Origin of the sequence: Ectobacillus sp. JY-23 (assembly GCF_023022965.1) — a bacterium.
GTDB lineage: Bacteria > Bacillota > Bacilli > Bacillales > Bacillaceae_G > Ectobacillus.
This window is the reverse complement of the sequence record NZ_CP095462.1, coordinates 2,980,219-2,995,302: the sequence shown is the minus strand read 5'-3', so window position 1 is coordinate 2,995,302 and position 15,084 is coordinate 2,980,219. Positions and strand designations below refer to the sequence as shown.

The following is a 15,084-nucleotide window of genomic DNA, read 5'->3' as shown; positions in this document are numbered from 1 at the left end:
ATGCAGTCGCATAGGTTTTTTTACGTTCCGAGGTCTTGTATATTGTATAACTCATAATAGCGCCCTTGTTTATCCAGTAGCTCTTGATGTGTACCAACTTCTTTAATTTCACCATTTTCGATATACACAATCTTATCAACGTGCGTAATCGTAGCAAGACGGTGTGCGATGATTAAAGTTGTTCGATTTTTAGCCAAGGTTTGCAAGGCAGCCTGGATATACTGTTCACTCTCAAGATCAAGTGCCGATGTTGCTTCATCAAAAATGAGCAAGGACGGCTGCTTTAGAAATACGCGCGCAATGGCAATGCGCTGTCGTTGCCCTCCTGACAGCTTGACGCCACGCTCCCCTACCACAGTGTGATATCCCTGAGGAAACGCCATAATAAATTCATGTGCGTTTGCAGCTTTAGCCGCTGCAATTGCCTCTTCTTCTGTCGCATCAGGTTTACCATATAAGATGTTGGCTATAATCGTATCGCTAAATAAAATATTATCTTGCAGCACAACACCAATATGTTCTCGTAAGTTTTTCACATCATAACTTTGTACATTGACTTCATCAATAAAAATAGCACCTTCTGTTACATCATAAAAACGAGGAATTAAACCAACAAGCGATGACTTTCCGCCTCCACTCATACCAACTAAAGCGACATTTTCTCCCGGTTCAATGAGTAGAGATACATGTTTTAATACATATTCTTCTCCCTCTTCGTAACGGAAAGAAACATCCTTAAATTGAATTTTTCCATCTACCTTCTTCACTTTGATGGCATTAGCTTGATTTGTAATATCGTACGGTTCATCCATCAGTTCAAATACGCGGTCCATGGATGCAAATGCCTGCGTTAACGTCGTAGAAGAGTTTACCAACCGGCGCAATGGGTTATATAAGCGATCCATATAGCCAATAAACGCTACCATCGTCCCAAGCGTAATATCACCTTGAATAACAAGATATGCAGTAAAACCAATCACAAGCAGCGGTCCAAGATCCGTCAAGGTATTAACGGTGGAAAAGGTTTTAGCTGTCCAACGTGTATGCTCCAACGCTTTATCGAGAAACGCACCATTTTTCTTAGCAAATTGTTGTTCTTCATACGACTCGAGTGCGAAGCTTCGCGTCACTGCTACCCCTTGAATGCGCTCGTGTAAATACCCTTGTACACCTGCCAATGCCTGTGAACGTTCTTTTGTAAGACGTCTTAAATGTACAAAGAAATATTTAACGGCTATCATATAAAAAGGTAATACAACTAAGGACGCTGCTGTTAACTTCGGGCTCATTGAAAACATCACAGCGATTGCAATTCCAATTGTCGCTGTATCTAACCAAACGTTCATCATGCCGGTAATAACGAAATCCTTCGTCTGCTCTACATCGTTAATGACACGAGAAATAACCTCACCTGTTTTGTTATTGGCATAATAACGTAAGCTTAGTTTTTGTAAATGAGCAAAAATATGCTTGCGCAAATCATATAGTACTTTACTAGCAATTCTTTGTGCATAATATTGCCGATAGTATTCGATAGGCGGGCGCAACACGGCAAACACGAATATAGCTGCCCCCATTGCCATCCAGAGCTGCGTTGTTTTTTCCGAAAATGAGCCTGTCCCTTGGATAATGTTATCAATAATGTACTTGAGCAATAGTGGCAATAAAAGCGGTATCCCAAATTTAACAATTCCAATAATAAGTGTAATGATGATTTGCCCTCTGTATGGTAAAACAAAGCGCAAATATCGTTTCATTGTATCCACCTTATCCCCCCTCACCTTAGATGGTACGAAAAAAGTCTGCCGAATATGCATCAGCAGACTTTGGAATGGACTACTCCTTATACATCAAGTAACGCTCGTACCATAAATCCACAAAATCCGGTGCAAACGGTCCTTTTCTTTGATGAATCCATTCTTTTAAAGATTCCACATTTCGCTTTAGGATGCTGTCTATTACGTCGGGATAATTCATTAATACCCGGTGCTTCTCATATTCATCTTCATCAAGAAGCGTATATGTCATATCAGGATATACCTTTATGTCTAAATCATAATCAATATACTTAAGTGCTTCTTCATCGTACGCAAACGGCGAGCTTACATTACAGTAATAATAAATGCCATCATGGCGTAGCATCCCAATAATATTAAACCACTGGCTTCCGTGAAAATAACAAATAGCCGGTTCTCTTGTAATCCATGTACGACCATCTGATTCTGTCACAAGTGTTCTGTCATTTGCACCGATGACGATGCTTTGTGTTCCTTTTAAAACCGTGGTCTCTTCCCAAATTCTATGAATGAGCCCATTGTGCTTATAGCTATGTATTTGTATCTTTTCGCCTTCTTTGGGGAAGTCCATATTTCTCCCTTCTTTCATTTTGGAAGCTAATCCGTCATTTTGTTTTATTTTCTATTATAACGGTTATTTCAAAATTTTAAAACAAAAGAGCCAACTCTGTAAGAGCGGCTCTTAAGTATGTACGGCTTGATCTCGTTCAAACGATTCAATAATTTGCTTCGTTTGTATCTCAAACAGCTCTTGTATCCCTTGAAGCTGTTGTTTTGTATCTGAAATTTTTTCTGCCACATCTTCTCCCGTACGCAACGCGGTTTGATAACGTTCAAGTGTTGTTTGCAAGTCTAGTAATTGGTCCATTGTTTTCAGTTGCGCTTCGACTAAACGATCAAATTCATTCATGACAATCGCTCCTTCTCTCCTGTTGTATAAAATAATTCGTACTTCTCCTTTATTCCCCTTTGACAACATTTGTAGACTGGTTAGAAGTTTTGTCTATTTCTGCGTCTGGTTATAATACTTTTTATGTATATGAATGGTTTCTTGTCCGTTAGCACACAAAAACACCCCCTGATTAAGGGAGTGTCATTGTTCTTACTGTTGCGCGTTTTGGCCGTATTTGCCAGACGCTTGAGATTTTTTAGCTTCTGCTTTTGCGTTAGCCTCTTTTACGTGTTGAACGCTTGTTTCTGTAGAAAACTCAGCGCCGTAGTTAGCATTTTGTTGTTTCACCTTTTGAATGCTTGTGCCAGTTGTTGTTTTGTTGGCTTGTTGTTTGTTGTTCATCATTATCACCTCCACAAAAGATAATGTAACCAATCACTTTTTTAAATATCCGTAAAAAAAGATAAAAAAATACGGTGAAAATTGCATATAAAATAAATCTTGATTGAGACTATAGAAATGCAAGTTGGTAAAAAATATGTACAATCATTATTAAAGCAAGGGGGATTTATATGTATGTTGGTCGTGATATGGCAGAACTGTCTATGATATCCAAATCAGAGTGGAAAAAAGAAGAGCTGGCATATTTTCATCATTCTCTTCAGCAAATGATGCCTTATTTAAACGCAGAAGGACAAACAATCTATAAGGAAATTATAAAGGAGATAGAGCAAAGAGGCGGTATGAAACGTGCAGAGGCAGATTGGACACACGGCACACATGTTATCTATGATTAACTGTTAGTTATAGGTACTCGCTTTTCCGCAGAAGTCTCACCAATTCAATCAACAAATGCTCATTATCGATATCAGGTTTTAATATAGCCAAAACAAAAAAGTGAGGCATTCGTCTCACTTTTTTGTACATGCTTCATATATTTTTTGATGTGATCTTGAAAACGTTCGCTCCTCCATTTCTTCGCGCGACATGACTTTTAGTGTTTCGGTTTCTATCACTTCTTGTTGCACCATACCTTCAAATACAAAAATATCCCAAGTACGATGTGTAAATCCATGTTGAATGTTTAATGTATACTCTCCCACTTCAACATGCAAATCAAATTGCTCCTTCATATGATACATTAATTGTTGCTTATGATTTGTAATACCTTCCTTTACTTCCACATTAGGAAATTCCCACATATTTGCTAGCAAGCCTGTACTTGGTCGCTTATTTACTACATACTTACCATTTGGTGTACGAAACACACCAGCCACGATTGGAACTAGCTTTGGCTCCTTTGCCTTGCTTTTTACAGGTAGCTCTTTTTGTACCCCCTCATGAAAAGCTCGGCAATGCTGACGAACAGGACACAGTAAACAAGATGGGTTTTTAGGAATACAAATTAAAGCACCCAATTCCATTAATCCCTGATTAAAGAAGGAAGGATTATCATGAGAAATTACCTGCCTTATGACATCTTCAAACAGTTGTCTTGTTTTAGGTTTCGCAATATCTTCCCATATGGATAAGATTCGTGACATAACACGCATTACATTTCCATCTACGGCCGGCTCTGGTATATCGTAAGCAATGCTTAAAATCGCACCTTTCGTATACGGGCCAACACCTTTTAATTTCCCTATTTCTTCCGGTGTATTCGGCACGACTCCACCGTACGTATCTCTTACCTCGCGCACTGCAGTCTGTAAATTACGAGCACGAGAATAATATCCAAGTCCTTCCCAGGCCTTCAGTACCTCATCTTCATCTGCATCAGCTAAATCAGTTAAGGTCGGAAATTTTTCCATAAAATTTTTATAGTAAGGCTTAACTGCCTCTACACGTGTCTGTTGCAGCATAATCTCAGACACCCAAACGCGATACGGGTCTTTATTTACGCGCCAAGGTAAATCGCGCTGTTCTTGTTCAAACCATTCAATTAGATCTCGTTGAAATTCTTGTGCGTTAAATCCTTGTAAAATATCTAGGTGTATCTTCAAATTGAACCTCCTAATAAAATAACCGAGCGCATATTCTTAGCTCGATATGTAATTTTACCAGCAATGAAAATGAATCTTAGCTATTATGTGCATAATCATTATTATAAAGAAAACTTATTAAAGCGCGAACTGTTTCGAATGCGGAAATTATAGGCAAATCATTTGCCCGCTTGCCTATAACACGATACAGTAAAAAAAAAAGCGCGCCAAGGAGGTTTTGTTATGGATACAGCAACTCACTTAGTTATGGGAATTACACTGGGCGGGTTAGCCACACTTGATCCTACTATTGCGCAAAGTAATATGGGCCCGCAAGCTGTCATGCTTGCCGCCATTGTCGGCTCTAATATTCCGGATGTTGACACTGTATTAAAACTACAGAACAACGCCAAATATATCCGTAACCATAGAGGAATTACCCATTCCATTCCAGCCGTGCTATTATGGACCCTGCTTGTAACCTGGTTTTCTCATTTTATATTTCCATCTTCCCCCTACTGGCATTTGTTACTTTGGTCCTTTATTGCCGTGTTTTTACACGTATTTGTTGATATCTTTAATGCCTACGGCACACAAGCATTACGTCCATTTACAAAAAAATGGGTTGCTTTAGGTGTAATTAATACATTTGATGCTGTTATTTTTTCTATCCACGCTTTAGGAGTAGCACTTATTGCTATAGGAGCCAATAAAGGATATACAGCGCTTTTTGCTTATGCAGTGACCATTTTGTATTATATCGGTCGCATTGTAATGAGACAAAATGTACACAGCGTAGTAAAGAAGAAATTTGCAAATGTAGAGCAAGTTATTATTTCTCCCACATATCGCTTTTATCACTACCATTTAGCCATTGTTACGGATAAATTCTTTTACGTAGCTCGTTTTCATCGCGGCAACATTCTTACCCATGACAAATTTGAACGAATACCATTACCTGATAATCCAGTGATACATGCTGCTCTAAAAGATCAAAATATTTCAGCATTTTTATCGTTTTCACCTGTATATCGTTGGGATTTATTTGAATTTGATGACCATTACGAGGTACGCTTTATTGATTTACGTTACAGAAGTAAAGATTATTATCCATTTGTAGCCATTGTACAGCTGAATAAACATTTACAGGTTGTGAGCTCTTATACCGGATGGATTTTTAGCGAAGAAAAGCTTCGCAAAAAATTACAGCTTGTTCCAAATTAAAACCCTTGCTAAGCAAGGGTTTAATGTTTAAGATAATCGTCTCTATTGAGTAGTTCCTGAAACCGTGGATTTTTGGACTGTACAAGATGCAGTTGTGCACCATGATTTTGAATCCATGTATTTACCAGCCTTTCTGTCATTTCTAGCCCGTTATAACGGCCGCTTTTAGCATATGTTGCCTCAGTATCTTCCCACAATAACTCAACCCATGCACGTGCCTGCGCATATGAAAGATTTGCATTTTTCTCCAGCAGTACATGTGTCAGCTTCTCATATATATCATTCATGTTATTCACTCCTTGGTAAATTTTAAAGTCCTTCTTCTTACATAGCAAAGTCCGTCCTAACACATTCTATAAGTGATACTCGAGTAGTATCAAATTCGCGTGGAAGGGGTTTTCCTCTTGGGCAAAGGAACAGAAGCGTATTCAGAAAAACGGAACAATAGTAAAATCGACGGTCAACCAAAAGCAAAGGCTCGCTTTGCATCTAAGCGACCAAACGGTACAATTAATACTCATCCGCAAGAGCGCATGCGCGCTGCGAATCAAGAAGAAGTATAAATTTACAATTACGCGTGAGGTGACAAAGATGAGCTACCGTAATCATTTGGATTCCCGTTCTGCAAAGTTCAGCCATACATGGACCCGTCCTAAGCGTCAGAAATCACAAGTAAATGGACAAACGCAAGAAACACAAAACACCATTATTTTAAAAAGTAACGCAAAAGCGCACCGCTTTTAATTAATCATACCGGAGAAGTATTCCTTCTTCGGTATTTCCTACGATTATTCAGGCAAGCGTAAAAGTGAAATAGGAATTCCAATCTCTTCTGTATCATTTCCCTTATGTCCCCATGCAAATACGCCGTTAAAGTAAGTAATGGTAAAGAAAACTCCAGGTTCTTCTGTTAGTTCATAGGTTTTTCCAATTGCAAACTGATTAATATCTATCATATATGCTTTGGCCATTGCCATTTTCCGTACCAACACTTCATATTCATTAGACATACCCATTTGTTCTGCTTTGATAGCTTTCTCTTTCAAAATTCCGATTTCACGCTGCAATTCCATTGATGTCATTTCACTATATCTCTTTTGCATATATACTCCTCCTTCACTCTTCCTCAGCCAATTGATCAATTGCTCGTTCAATTGTATTTATACTAAATCCCTTACGATACAGGCTTTGCTTCATTTTCATTACGTACGTATACTTATCATGCTTCTTATACTTTTCATGATATTTACGGGCCTGATATAAAACAACTTCATTATCGTCATCGTCCAATGTAATTGCTACAGTTGCTTCTGCAATAATAGACGGCGAGTATCCTTTTCGGATAAGCAGCTCTTCTAGCTTTTTCTTTATTTGCAGCTGAGATAAATTACGATAAGTTCGTCCCTTTTTTTCACACCACTCTATAGCGTTTTCAATTTGCCTGTGCACAGGATATTCATGTAAACTAATTGTAATCATATCTTTAGAAATGCCTTTTGCCACCAGCTCGCGTGAAATTAATTCGGGCCCTTTTTTAGACACATTACTTTGTGTCCGAACGTATGCCATCGCATACTCACGGTCATTAATATAACCGTCTTTTTTGAGATTAGAGATCACTTCACGAATCGCAACTTCACCAACCTCTTTTTTACGAAGTTGCTCCATTACTTCGTATGCCGTACGCATTTGATAAGATAAATAAGAAACAGCATGTAAATAAGCCTTACGAATTTCTTCATCATATATAATCTCACCAAGTGCAAGCTCATCAATTTCCATATCCTTGCGGAGCCCGTGTTTAATGAGGGTATGCTCGTCCACACTAAAAGCATATCGCTCACCTGTACCATCATCTAAATAAATGTTATAGCGCTCCTTCATTTGCTTTTGCGCTTGAATTTTCGTAATAATACCCATATTTCACCCCGCTGTATAAAAGTTTACAGTGGCAACAGTATAAAAGCTGCTTTCCAGTCTGTTACATGCGCCATAGAGAAGGAAAGTTTTTTATTTATAAACCCATTGTAACGCATCTCAAAATTCTTTTCATTTCATATACATAATAAGGAGGAATGTTTCATGAAAATTGCCATCTCAGGAGGTACTGGTTTTATTGGTCAGGCCCTTGCCACTCATCTTATCAGTAAGGGGCATACTGTATCTGTACTTACCAGATCGAATAGAACAGCACACGATGGAATTACTTATGTCAGGTGGAATGCAGCAGACGACACATTTCCACTCCCCGCAGTCGATGCAGTCATTAACCTGGCAGGCGAATCGCTAAATAGCGGGCGCTGGACTGAAACAAAAAAGCAACAAATTCTCAACAGCCGTCTCTCTACTACGCAAGGCATACTTCGGCAACTTGCTTCTCTTTCGAAACGTCCCAAAATTTTCATAAATGCCAGTGCCGTTGGCTATTATGGAACTTCTTTGACACAAACATTCACCGAGCTTGATGAACCTGGTGATGATTTCTTGGCAACGACTGTAAAGCTGTGGGAACAAGAAGCAAAAAAGGCAGAAGACTTAGGAATGCGCACTGTGCTAGCTCGCTTTGGTATCGTCCTTGGTGGAGGAGGTGCTTTGCCTAAGATGATTCTCCCTTATCGTTTATTCGCGGGAGGCACAGTAGGGTCTGGTAAGCAATGGCTATCCTGGGTGCATATAGAAGATGTCACAAATATGATTTCCTTTTGCTTGGATTACCAGGATATATCAGGCCCTGTTAACATCACCTCTCCCCATCCGGTAACAATGGAAGAGTTCGGTAAAACTATCGCTAAAACAATGCATAAACCGCATTGGTTACCAGCCCCCGCTTTCGCTGTAAAACTGGCACTCGGTGAAATGAGCATACTTGTTCTGGAGGGTCAAAAGGCGCTTCCGAAAAAAGTAATACAACATGGCTATACGCACACATACAAGGATTTAGAAATTGCACTATCAACACTTTTGAGTTAGGGGTTTATGATGAAGATTCTATTCAAGTACGCGACCATTTATCCAATCACATCACCTAAATTTCAAGGAGATGTATTGGTACATCAAGGAAAAATAGTAGAAATAGCTCCTTCTATCGTTGCCTCGGAACATATAAAGATTATTGATGCAAGAGGTTTATATTTGTTTCCAGGCTTTATTGATGTTCATACACATCTTGGTCTATATGATGAAGGAACCGGCTGGGCAGGAAATGATGCCAATGAAACGGCTGAGGTACTGACGCCTCATATTCGTTCAATGGACGGTATTCACGCACTGGACATTGCTTTTCAAGATGCAATTCAAAGCGGCATTACAACAGCACACGTCATGCCTGGCAGTCAAAATGTAATTGGCGGTACAACATGTGTTTTAAAAACAGCAGGGAAAAGTGTAGATGCCATGATTATTCAAGAACCTGCCGGCTTAAAAATGGCGCTGGGCGAGAACCCAAAACGCATCCACAGCCATGGGAACAAAGAGTCCATTACGCGGATGGGGATTATGGGTATGCTGAGAGAGGCATTATATACTGCACAGCAATATGGTAGTGCCGCCGATTTTAGAATGAGACCGCTTATCCAAGCTTTAAATAGAGAGATTCCCGTACGTATTCATGCGCATCGAGCCGATGATATCTTATCTGCTGTGCGCCTTGCTGATGAATTTGATTTGGATTTACGCATTGAGCACTGTACAGAAGGGCATTTAATAGCGGATGAGTTAGAGGGCCGCAATCTACAAGTATGCGTCGGCCCTACTTTAACAAGAAAATCAAAAATAGAATTAAAAAATAAAACATGGAAAACATATGAAACGCTTGTGAATCACGGTATAGAAGTCTCCATTACCACCGATCATCCCTATACACCTATTCAATATTTAAATGTTTGCGCAGCTTTGGCTGTCAGAGAAGGTTTGGATGAACAAACCGCACTAGAAGGGATTACTATTAACCCTGCTAAAAATTTAAAGCTTTCCCATCGGATTGGTAGTATAGAAATAGGAAAAGATGCTGATTTGGTACTGTGGACACACCATCCTTTCCACTACTTGGCAAAGCCCATTTTGACAATGATAGATGGAAAAATTATTTACAAAAAAAATAAATAAAACTAGTTTCTTTTTTTAATCAGATGAAGTATCATACGAATATAAATGAATGAAACCATGATCAATTTGTATCGTGTTCTAATATTTCAAATTGACCGATGGGGAAGGCAAATGGTGCGCCACCAGCAAGACTGGTTCTAGTGGGTTCGATTCCCACCCCGAAATTTTTTGTGAGCTCTATTAAAAAATTTCGAGGGTGGGTTTGCTTTGCCAGCATTCTGCCCTCATGCGAGGAGGATGTAGAATGTTAAAAAAACGCGACCTACAAGAATGTCATGTTCTATATGAATTGATGGCGCATCCGGATGTCTTCCCCTTTGTGCGTCAAAAAGCATATTCTTATGAAGAATTTCTATTCTTAACAAAGCAAACGATTGAAGCCGAAGAGCGAGGAGAACTCATTTCCCGTACCATTTTGGACGAATGGGGTAATGCAATAGGTACCATTACTTTATTTGACGTGGAAGATAATGCTGGGTTTCTTGGTACATGGCTAGGCAAGCCTTATCACGGTCAAGGATATAACAAGCCCGCTAAAGACGCTTTTTTCCATGAGGTTTTTTACGAGCTTGGCATTGATACTATTTTTATGCGTATTCGTAAACATAATGTAAGGTCTATTAAGGCTGCGGAAAAGTTGCCCTATGTCACATTGGCCAATGAAACGAGACCATCTGTTTATAATCAGATTAATGCACAAGGCGATGTCTATAATTTATATGAAATCTCTAAAGATTTATACACACTTCACACATTACGTGAAGGTGGTATCCACGAAACAATTCACCAATTAAAAGAAGCATAAAACGTATAGTTCCCTCTTTCATTGGAAAAACTATGTAATAATTCTGATGCCAGAGGTGAAACGAAATGGATAAGAAAAAACGCGAGAAATCCAGAGGAAAACTATCTGCAGCACAAGAAGTTCTCTATCAAAAAGAGTTTAAAAAAGCAGATCGGGCAGCAGGATTTAAGCCCGGCGGCATTTATTAACACAAAAACCCCACTTTCGGGGTTTTTTGTGTATAACTTTTTCCACATCTTTTTGAAATTGTGTATAACTTTTAGAAAGTTCAATTATATCAACAGGTTATTTGTGATGTAAGATGAGATAGGTTGTGGATATAACGCCTCATGCTGTGGATGATGTGGACTTTATTGTTAATATTTCGACTATACGTTCAAATAAACAGGGTACCCCTCTACATGGGCACCCTGTTTATTATTTTAGTGTTGTAAGTGTAATCAGATACATCTCCAATTAATGAGAAAGCCTCTAGCAAGAATCCAGCGTAAATCGCCCCTCAGCTCATACAATATTTTTAGCGGTGAATCTGCCTGCTTTTCGTATTCACTCAATCATAGGATACAATCTTCTCTTCTAACTGCAAAAGAAAGATTTTGTGCTGTGGTTTATGTTACAGGCAATAACACTCTCTGAGGAATTGCATTTTCAGCCAAAATCATGTCCACAATGCTCTTGGCCGCATGTGGCTGGTAAATTTGCTTCAAAGATTCTCTCATTTGCTGCAGTGCCTGATCATTTTGCAGCAACGCTTTTGTTTTTACATAAATATCCTCTTCTTCTCTCACCACAATTGCAGCACCTTTGTCTTCAAAATAACGTGCGTTCTCACTCTCTTGGCCCGGGACCGGCTTGTACAATACTAATGGTAATTGAGACGCTGCTGCTTCACTGAGTGTAATGCCACCAGGCTTTGTAATCATGCATGTTGTAATGCGAAACAATTCATGAATATCTTCTACGTAGCCGAATACTTTTAGCAACGGTACTTCTTCACTCAGTTTAGTAAGATCCTCGAATAATAGTTCATTTTTACCACACACAACTGCAACCTGCAGATTGGAGATTGTCGCAAATAAGGTGCATAACTCCTTCACATCTCCAAGAACACCATGAGCGCCCGCAACAATTAACAATGTTTTTTTGTTCGGGTCTAAGCCATATTTTCCATGTAGGAATTGTTCAATTGTGTCTGCTTCAAAAGCCTGTCTGATAGGAATACCTGTCACAGTAACACAATTACGAGGAATTCCAATATTTTCGATCATTTTTTTGATATAATCTGTCGCTACAAAATAGCGATCTACACCGCGATGTACCCATATTTTATGCAAACAGAAATCCGTTAACACATTGTAAACTGGAATAGAGAACCCTGTTTGCCGTTTTAATTCGGGAACTGCAATAATAGGAAACGTATTAATAACAACATCCGGTTTTTCTGTCTGTAATATATTCTTCAAACGCTTCCTGCCAAAATTGGCATACCAGGAAGCAATTTTTTTATCATAAATCTTTTCTACACCATAGTAAAAAAGACGATATAATTCTTTGCCAATGGTATAGCTTTTTAAATATAGGTATTTTGTAATATCCGTCAAAACCGGATGTGATTCAGCAAATAAATCGCATACAATCACATCTTCAATACCTTTTTGACGGAATGTCTGTTCAAGTGTTTTAGCAACCTGCACATGACCGTTTCCGTAATGTGCTGTTAGGATCAACACTTTCAGATTTTTACCCAAACAAATCCACTCCCGTTTTGTTCTTCTATCCCACTCTGCAGCGGTTATGTATCTATCGTGGATATACCTGTGTTCGCATGAACGAGCAGTTCAATTCATCTCTTTTCATCCTACCATTTATACCGTTGAAAATTCCTTTAATTACCTTGTTCAATTTCAGCAAATAACCATAGAGAAATACGTTCATCAGTAGAAGCTTCACTGTATCCTCATATTGTATCATTATACTTTTCCCAGAAATCTTGTGCAATAACACGTTGTTGTTTCTCGTTGGTATGACTCCCTATTGAATATATATTTCGAAAAATACACTTCTATATGACGCATATGATTATACTTCTTCTATAACAATGTGTTTCCCTCTTGGTTTTCTTGTCTTTCCTTAAACATTTATTTACAAAAAATGTCGTTATGTTCAGTATACACGCTTCTTGTATTTGACTCTACCTTTGTTTTTTCTAACAATCTCTCTGTACACCGGCTGTGTATGCAGGCCCCAGTAAAGTCATCCTCGCCAAGGTAGTAGCCATCTCTTTTGGAGATTCGTTCATGCCACTTTCTAACCAATGTTGAATAACACCAAGGTGAGCAGAACTTACATATGCAATAAAATAGTCAACCGGTACCAGCATCTTGTCTGTGTCTAGCTTACTAACAAGATGCTGCAACATATTTCTCTTGATGGTTTCTTTCAGCATCTCCTGAAAGCTTGGGTCTCCTTTTGGCCCCAAAACGGCTTTTAAAAAATCTGCATTTTGATGAAAGTATGCAAACATTTCAATAACAAAAGGCAAAGGGTCATTTTGTAAATCTCGCATGAGTACTTCTTGTAGCTTCACCTCTCTCGCGACTTTTACGATTTCATCTAACTCTGTAATGATTTCTTCTTCGCTTTGTGTTAATAAGTCATACTTGTCACGATAATGTAGATAAAATGTAGCTCTATTCACATCGGCCTTGACTGTAAGATCGCTCACTGTGACTCCTTCGAATCCCTTTTCCACCATTAAAGTAGTTAACGCATCACGTAACATTTTTTTCGTTCGTATAACCCGTCTATCTTGTTTACGCTTTGCCATGTTTGTATGTCCCCTCTAAAAAATTTTTTAATGATATTCTACAAACTTCTCTTATTTGTTGTGTAATACACATTTTAACTTACATTGATTATTGCTATCCATTGGTAATAAATTATAATGTACATTAAGAACATTAAACAACACTGTGTTTATTTTAAATCATTCATACAAAAAAGCTCTGTTACATTATGATGGATTTCGTTACAGGGAGCGCTTTAAATCTACTCCAATTAACTGATTAACATCAGGCTTTAACACAGCCGAAAGAAAGGAAGGATTTCCTATGAATATACTGAAAAATAAGCTATTATTTTTATCACCTATTATCGTATCAACAATTATCCTACTTTTTTCACTAACACTCATTCCCTCAGTAAATCCGGAGCCAACAAACTTACCAATAGCTATTGTAAATGAAGATGAGGGGGTGATTGTCCCTAATCAAGGGAACCTTAATATAGGAGCTAATATAGTAGAGAGTATTGAGAAGAATACTTCTTCAAAAGTGAAATGGATTACAGTAGAAAACTATAAGGCTATGCAAAAAGGGCTAGATAGTCAAAAATATTACGGCGCCTTATATATTCCAAAAGATTTTAGTGCAAAACAAGCATCGTTACGTTCAACAGCACCTGTTGGCGCTGAGCTACAACTTTTTATCAATCAAGGGATGAATACAATGGGCGTTGCTGCTACTGGGCAAATTTTGCAAGGTGTAACAGACTACGCAAACCAAACAATACGCGCACAGTTATTATCAGATCTTGAAAAACAAGGCGGCATGTTATCTCCTAAACAAGCCGCGGTTATTGCTTCGCCTATTCTGAAAAAAGTGATAAACGTCAACGAAATTGGTACACATAGTGCGAATGGAAACGCCCCTGTAACACTCTTTCAACCGCTATGGATGGCTAGCATAGGAGGAGCCGCTGTCTTATTCCTAGCCGGTAAATCATTCATTTCCCGTAAGGAGCGGCTATATACTATACTCTTGCAGATAACCAGTGGGCTCCTTCTCGCCTTCCTTGTGGGGTTTGGTTTAACATGGATAGCAGATAATATGCTTGGCATGAACATCTCGAGCTTTACTGATATGGGACTGTTCTTATCAGTTACGTACTTCAGCTTCTTTTTAATGATTTCTGCTGTTCTGTCATGGATAGGTTTTAAAGGTATTCCCATCTTCATTATTATTCTCTTCTTTGGCGCTCCTTTATTGTCCATGGCGCCAGAGTTCATGTCTGCCTTCTACCGGGACTATATTTACTCTTGGCTACCAATGCGCTTCATGACAGAGGGCTTGCGAGAATTATTCTTCTTTGATGCAGGTTTTAGCTGGAATACCTCTCTTGTTGCATTAACTTCAATCGGCATTGTTAGCTTGCTAGTGTTATTAGCATCCACACTTAAAATTACGACTAAAGAAAAAGTAGTAGAAAAATCTATGTAAAAAG

At 38.7% G+C, this 15,084-nt stretch carries 18 protein-coding genes and 1 pseudogene; 9 read left to right on the top strand and 10 right to left on the bottom strand.

Annotated elements, in window-relative coordinates:
- Positions 1-20: 20 nt before the first annotated feature.
- The 4 genes and pseudogenes from MUG87_RS15165 to MUG87_RS15150 all read right to left on the bottom strand — a co-directional run.
- Positions 21-1,766: an ABC transporter ATP-binding protein gene (locus MUG87_RS15165; protein ID WP_247083278.1), complete on the bottom strand. Its 1,746-nt coding sequence runs from the start codon at positions 1,764-1,766 to the stop codon at positions 21-23.
- Positions 1,767-1,836: 70 nt separating this feature from the next.
- Positions 1,837-2,367, bottom strand: coding sequence for a nucleoside tri-diphosphate phosphatase (locus tag MUG87_RS15160; RefSeq protein ID WP_124565697.1), 531 nt, complete (start codon positions 2,365-2,367; stop codon positions 1,837-1,839).
- A gap of 111 nt (positions 2,368-2,478) precedes the next feature.
- Positions 2,479-2,706: a YgaB family protein gene (locus tag MUG87_RS15155; RefSeq protein WP_247083276.1), complete on the bottom strand. Its 228-nt coding sequence runs from the start codon at positions 2,704-2,706 to the stop codon at positions 2,479-2,481.
- Between the two features lie 219 nt (positions 2,707-2,925).
- A pseudogene (locus tag MUG87_RS15150) lies at positions 2,926-3,105 on the bottom strand (gamma-type small acid-soluble spore protein); the annotation flags it as partial.
- A gap of 155 nt (positions 3,106-3,260) precedes the next feature.
- Between MUG87_RS15150 and MUG87_RS15145 the strand changes: the two are divergent.
- Positions 3,261-3,485, top strand: coding sequence for a hypothetical protein (locus MUG87_RS15145; RefSeq protein ID WP_247083275.1), 225 nt, complete (start codon positions 3,261-3,263; stop codon positions 3,483-3,485).
- A gap of 114 nt (positions 3,486-3,599) precedes the next feature.
- Here the strand turns inward: MUG87_RS15145 and mutY are convergent, their stop codons facing one another.
- Positions 3,600-4,685 carry an A/G-specific adenine glycosylase gene (gene mutY, locus MUG87_RS15140; RefSeq protein ID WP_247087716.1) on the bottom strand — a complete coding sequence of 362 codons (1,086 nt, stop codon included), beginning with the start codon at positions 4,683-4,685 and terminating at the stop codon, positions 3,600-3,602.
- Between the two features lie 228 nt (positions 4,686-4,913).
- Here mutY and MUG87_RS15135 point away from each other — a divergent pair, with 228 nt between their 5' ends.
- A complete protein-coding gene (locus MUG87_RS15135; RefSeq protein WP_247083274.1) occupies positions 4,914-5,894 on the top strand; it encodes a metal-dependent hydrolase in 981 nt (326 codons plus the stop codon).
- A gap of 20 nt (positions 5,895-5,914) precedes the next feature.
- Here MUG87_RS15135 and MUG87_RS15130 read toward each other — a convergent pair whose 3' ends face one another.
- Entirely contained in the window at positions 5,915-6,181 is a 267-nt protein-coding gene (locus MUG87_RS15130; RefSeq protein WP_247083273.1) for a YfhJ family protein, read from the bottom strand.
- Between the two features lie 117 nt (positions 6,182-6,298).
- Between MUG87_RS15130 and MUG87_RS15125 the strand changes: the two genes are divergently transcribed.
- Positions 6,299-6,457, top strand: a complete 159-nt coding sequence (locus tag MUG87_RS15125; protein WP_247083272.1) for a small, acid-soluble spore protein K — start codon at positions 6,299-6,301, stop codon at positions 6,455-6,457.
- A 28-nt stretch (positions 6,458-6,485) separates the two neighbouring features.
- Complete coding sequence (locus MUG87_RS15120; RefSeq protein WP_247083271.1) at positions 6,486-6,638, top strand: YpzG family protein; 153 nt, start codon at positions 6,486-6,488, stop codon at positions 6,636-6,638.
- A 44-nt stretch (positions 6,639-6,682) separates the two neighbouring features.
- Here MUG87_RS15120 and MUG87_RS15115 read toward each other — a convergent pair whose 3' ends face one another.
- Both MUG87_RS15115 and recX read right to left on the bottom strand, forming a co-directional pair.
- Entirely contained in the window at positions 6,683-6,997 is a 315-nt protein-coding gene (locus tag MUG87_RS15115) for a YfhH family protein (RefSeq protein ID WP_247083270.1), read from the bottom strand.
- A gap of 13 nt (positions 6,998-7,010) precedes the next feature.
- Positions 7,011-7,814, bottom strand: coding sequence for a recombination regulator RecX (gene recX / locus MUG87_RS15110; RefSeq protein WP_247083268.1), 804 nt, complete (start codon positions 7,812-7,814; stop codon positions 7,011-7,013).
- A gap of 162 nt (positions 7,815-7,976) precedes the next feature.
- Here recX and MUG87_RS15105 point away from each other — a divergent pair, with 162 nt between their 5' ends.
- The 4 genes from MUG87_RS15105 to MUG87_RS15090 all read left to right on the top strand — a co-directional run bounded on the left by MUG87_RS15105 (position 7,977) and on the right by MUG87_RS15090 (position 10,991).
- Positions 7,977-8,864: a TIGR01777 family oxidoreductase gene (locus MUG87_RS15105; RefSeq protein WP_247083266.1), complete on the top strand. Its 888-nt coding sequence runs from the start codon at positions 7,977-7,979 to the stop codon at positions 8,862-8,864.
- A 9-nt stretch (positions 8,865-8,873) separates the two neighbouring features.
- A complete protein-coding gene (locus MUG87_RS15100; RefSeq protein WP_247087714.1) occupies positions 8,874-9,998 on the top strand; it encodes an amidohydrolase in 1,125 nt (374 codons plus the stop codon).
- A gap of 244 nt (positions 9,999-10,242) precedes the next feature.
- Entirely contained in the window at positions 10,243-10,803 is a 561-nt protein-coding gene (locus tag MUG87_RS15095) for a GNAT family N-acetyltransferase (protein ID WP_124565708.1), read from the top strand.
- 65 nt (positions 10,804-10,868) lie between these two features.
- On the top strand, positions 10,869-10,991 hold the full coding sequence (locus MUG87_RS15090) for a YfhE family protein (RefSeq protein WP_124565709.1): 123 nt from the start codon (positions 10,869-10,871) through the stop codon (positions 10,989-10,991).
- A gap of 420 nt (positions 10,992-11,411) precedes the next feature.
- Here the strand turns inward: MUG87_RS15090 and MUG87_RS15085 are convergent, their stop codons facing one another.
- Complete coding sequence (locus MUG87_RS15085; RefSeq protein WP_247083263.1) at positions 11,412-12,551, bottom strand: diglucosyl diacylglycerol synthase; 1,140 nt, start codon at positions 12,549-12,551, stop codon at positions 11,412-11,414.
- A gap of 458 nt (positions 12,552-13,009) precedes the next feature.
- Positions 13,010-13,630 carry a TetR/AcrR family transcriptional regulator gene (locus tag MUG87_RS15080; protein ID WP_247083261.1) on the bottom strand — a complete coding sequence of 207 codons (621 nt, stop codon included), beginning with the start codon at positions 13,628-13,630 and terminating at the stop codon, positions 13,010-13,012.
- A 289-nt stretch (positions 13,631-13,919) separates the two neighbouring features.
- Here MUG87_RS15080 and MUG87_RS15075 point away from each other — a divergent pair, with 289 nt between their 5' ends.
- Positions 13,920-15,080, top strand: a complete 1,161-nt coding sequence (locus MUG87_RS15075; RefSeq protein WP_247087712.1) for a YhgE/Pip domain-containing protein — start codon at positions 13,920-13,922, stop codon at positions 15,078-15,080.
- Positions 15,081-15,084 lie beyond the last annotated feature (4 nt).

Bases quoted from the DNA above. Each gene is read 5' to 3' on its own strand.
- MUG87_RS15160 (WP_124565697.1), bottom strand. From the start codon at position 2,367: ATGGACTTCCCCAAAGAAGGCGAAAAGATACAAATACATAGCTATAAG.
- MUG87_RS15155 (WP_247083276.1), bottom strand. From the start codon at position 2,706: ATGAATGAATTTGATCGTTTAGTCGAAGCGCAACTGAAAACAATGGAC.
- MUG87_RS15145 (WP_247083275.1), top strand. From the start codon at position 3,261: ATGTATGTTGGTCGTGATATGGCAGAACTGTCTATGATATCCAAATCA.
- MUG87_RS15135 (WP_247083274.1), top strand. From the start codon at position 4,914: ATGGATACAGCAACTCACTTAGTTATGGGAATTACACTGGGCGGGTTA.
- MUG87_RS15130 (WP_247083273.1), bottom strand. From the start codon at position 6,181: ATGAATGATATATATGAGAAGCTGACACATGTACTGCTGGAGAAAAAT.
- MUG87_RS15120 (WP_247083271.1), top strand. From the start codon at position 6,486: ATGAGCTACCGTAATCATTTGGATTCCCGTTCTGCAAAGTTCAGCCAT.
- MUG87_RS15115 (WP_247083270.1), bottom strand. From the start codon at position 6,997: ATGCAAAAGAGATATAGTGAAATGACATCAATGGAATTGCAGCGTGAA.
- recX (WP_247083268.1), bottom strand. From the start codon at position 7,814: ATGGGTATTATTACGAAAATTCAAGCGCAAAAGCAAATGAAGGAGCGC.
- MUG87_RS15105 (WP_247083266.1), top strand. From the start codon at position 7,977: ATGAAAATTGCCATCTCAGGAGGTACTGGTTTTATTGGTCAGGCCCTT.
- MUG87_RS15100 (WP_247087714.1), top strand. From the start codon at position 8,874: ATGAAGATTCTATTCAAGTACGCGACCATTTATCCAATCACATCACCT.
- MUG87_RS15095 (WP_124565708.1), top strand. From the start codon at position 10,243: ATGTTAAAAAAACGCGACCTACAAGAATGTCATGTTCTATATGAATTG.
- MUG87_RS15090 (WP_124565709.1), top strand. From the start codon at position 10,869: ATGGATAAGAAAAAACGCGAGAAATCCAGAGGAAAACTATCTGCAGCA.
- MUG87_RS15080 (WP_247083261.1), bottom strand. From the start codon at position 13,630: ATGGCAAAGCGTAAACAAGATAGACGGGTTATACGAACGAAAAAAATG.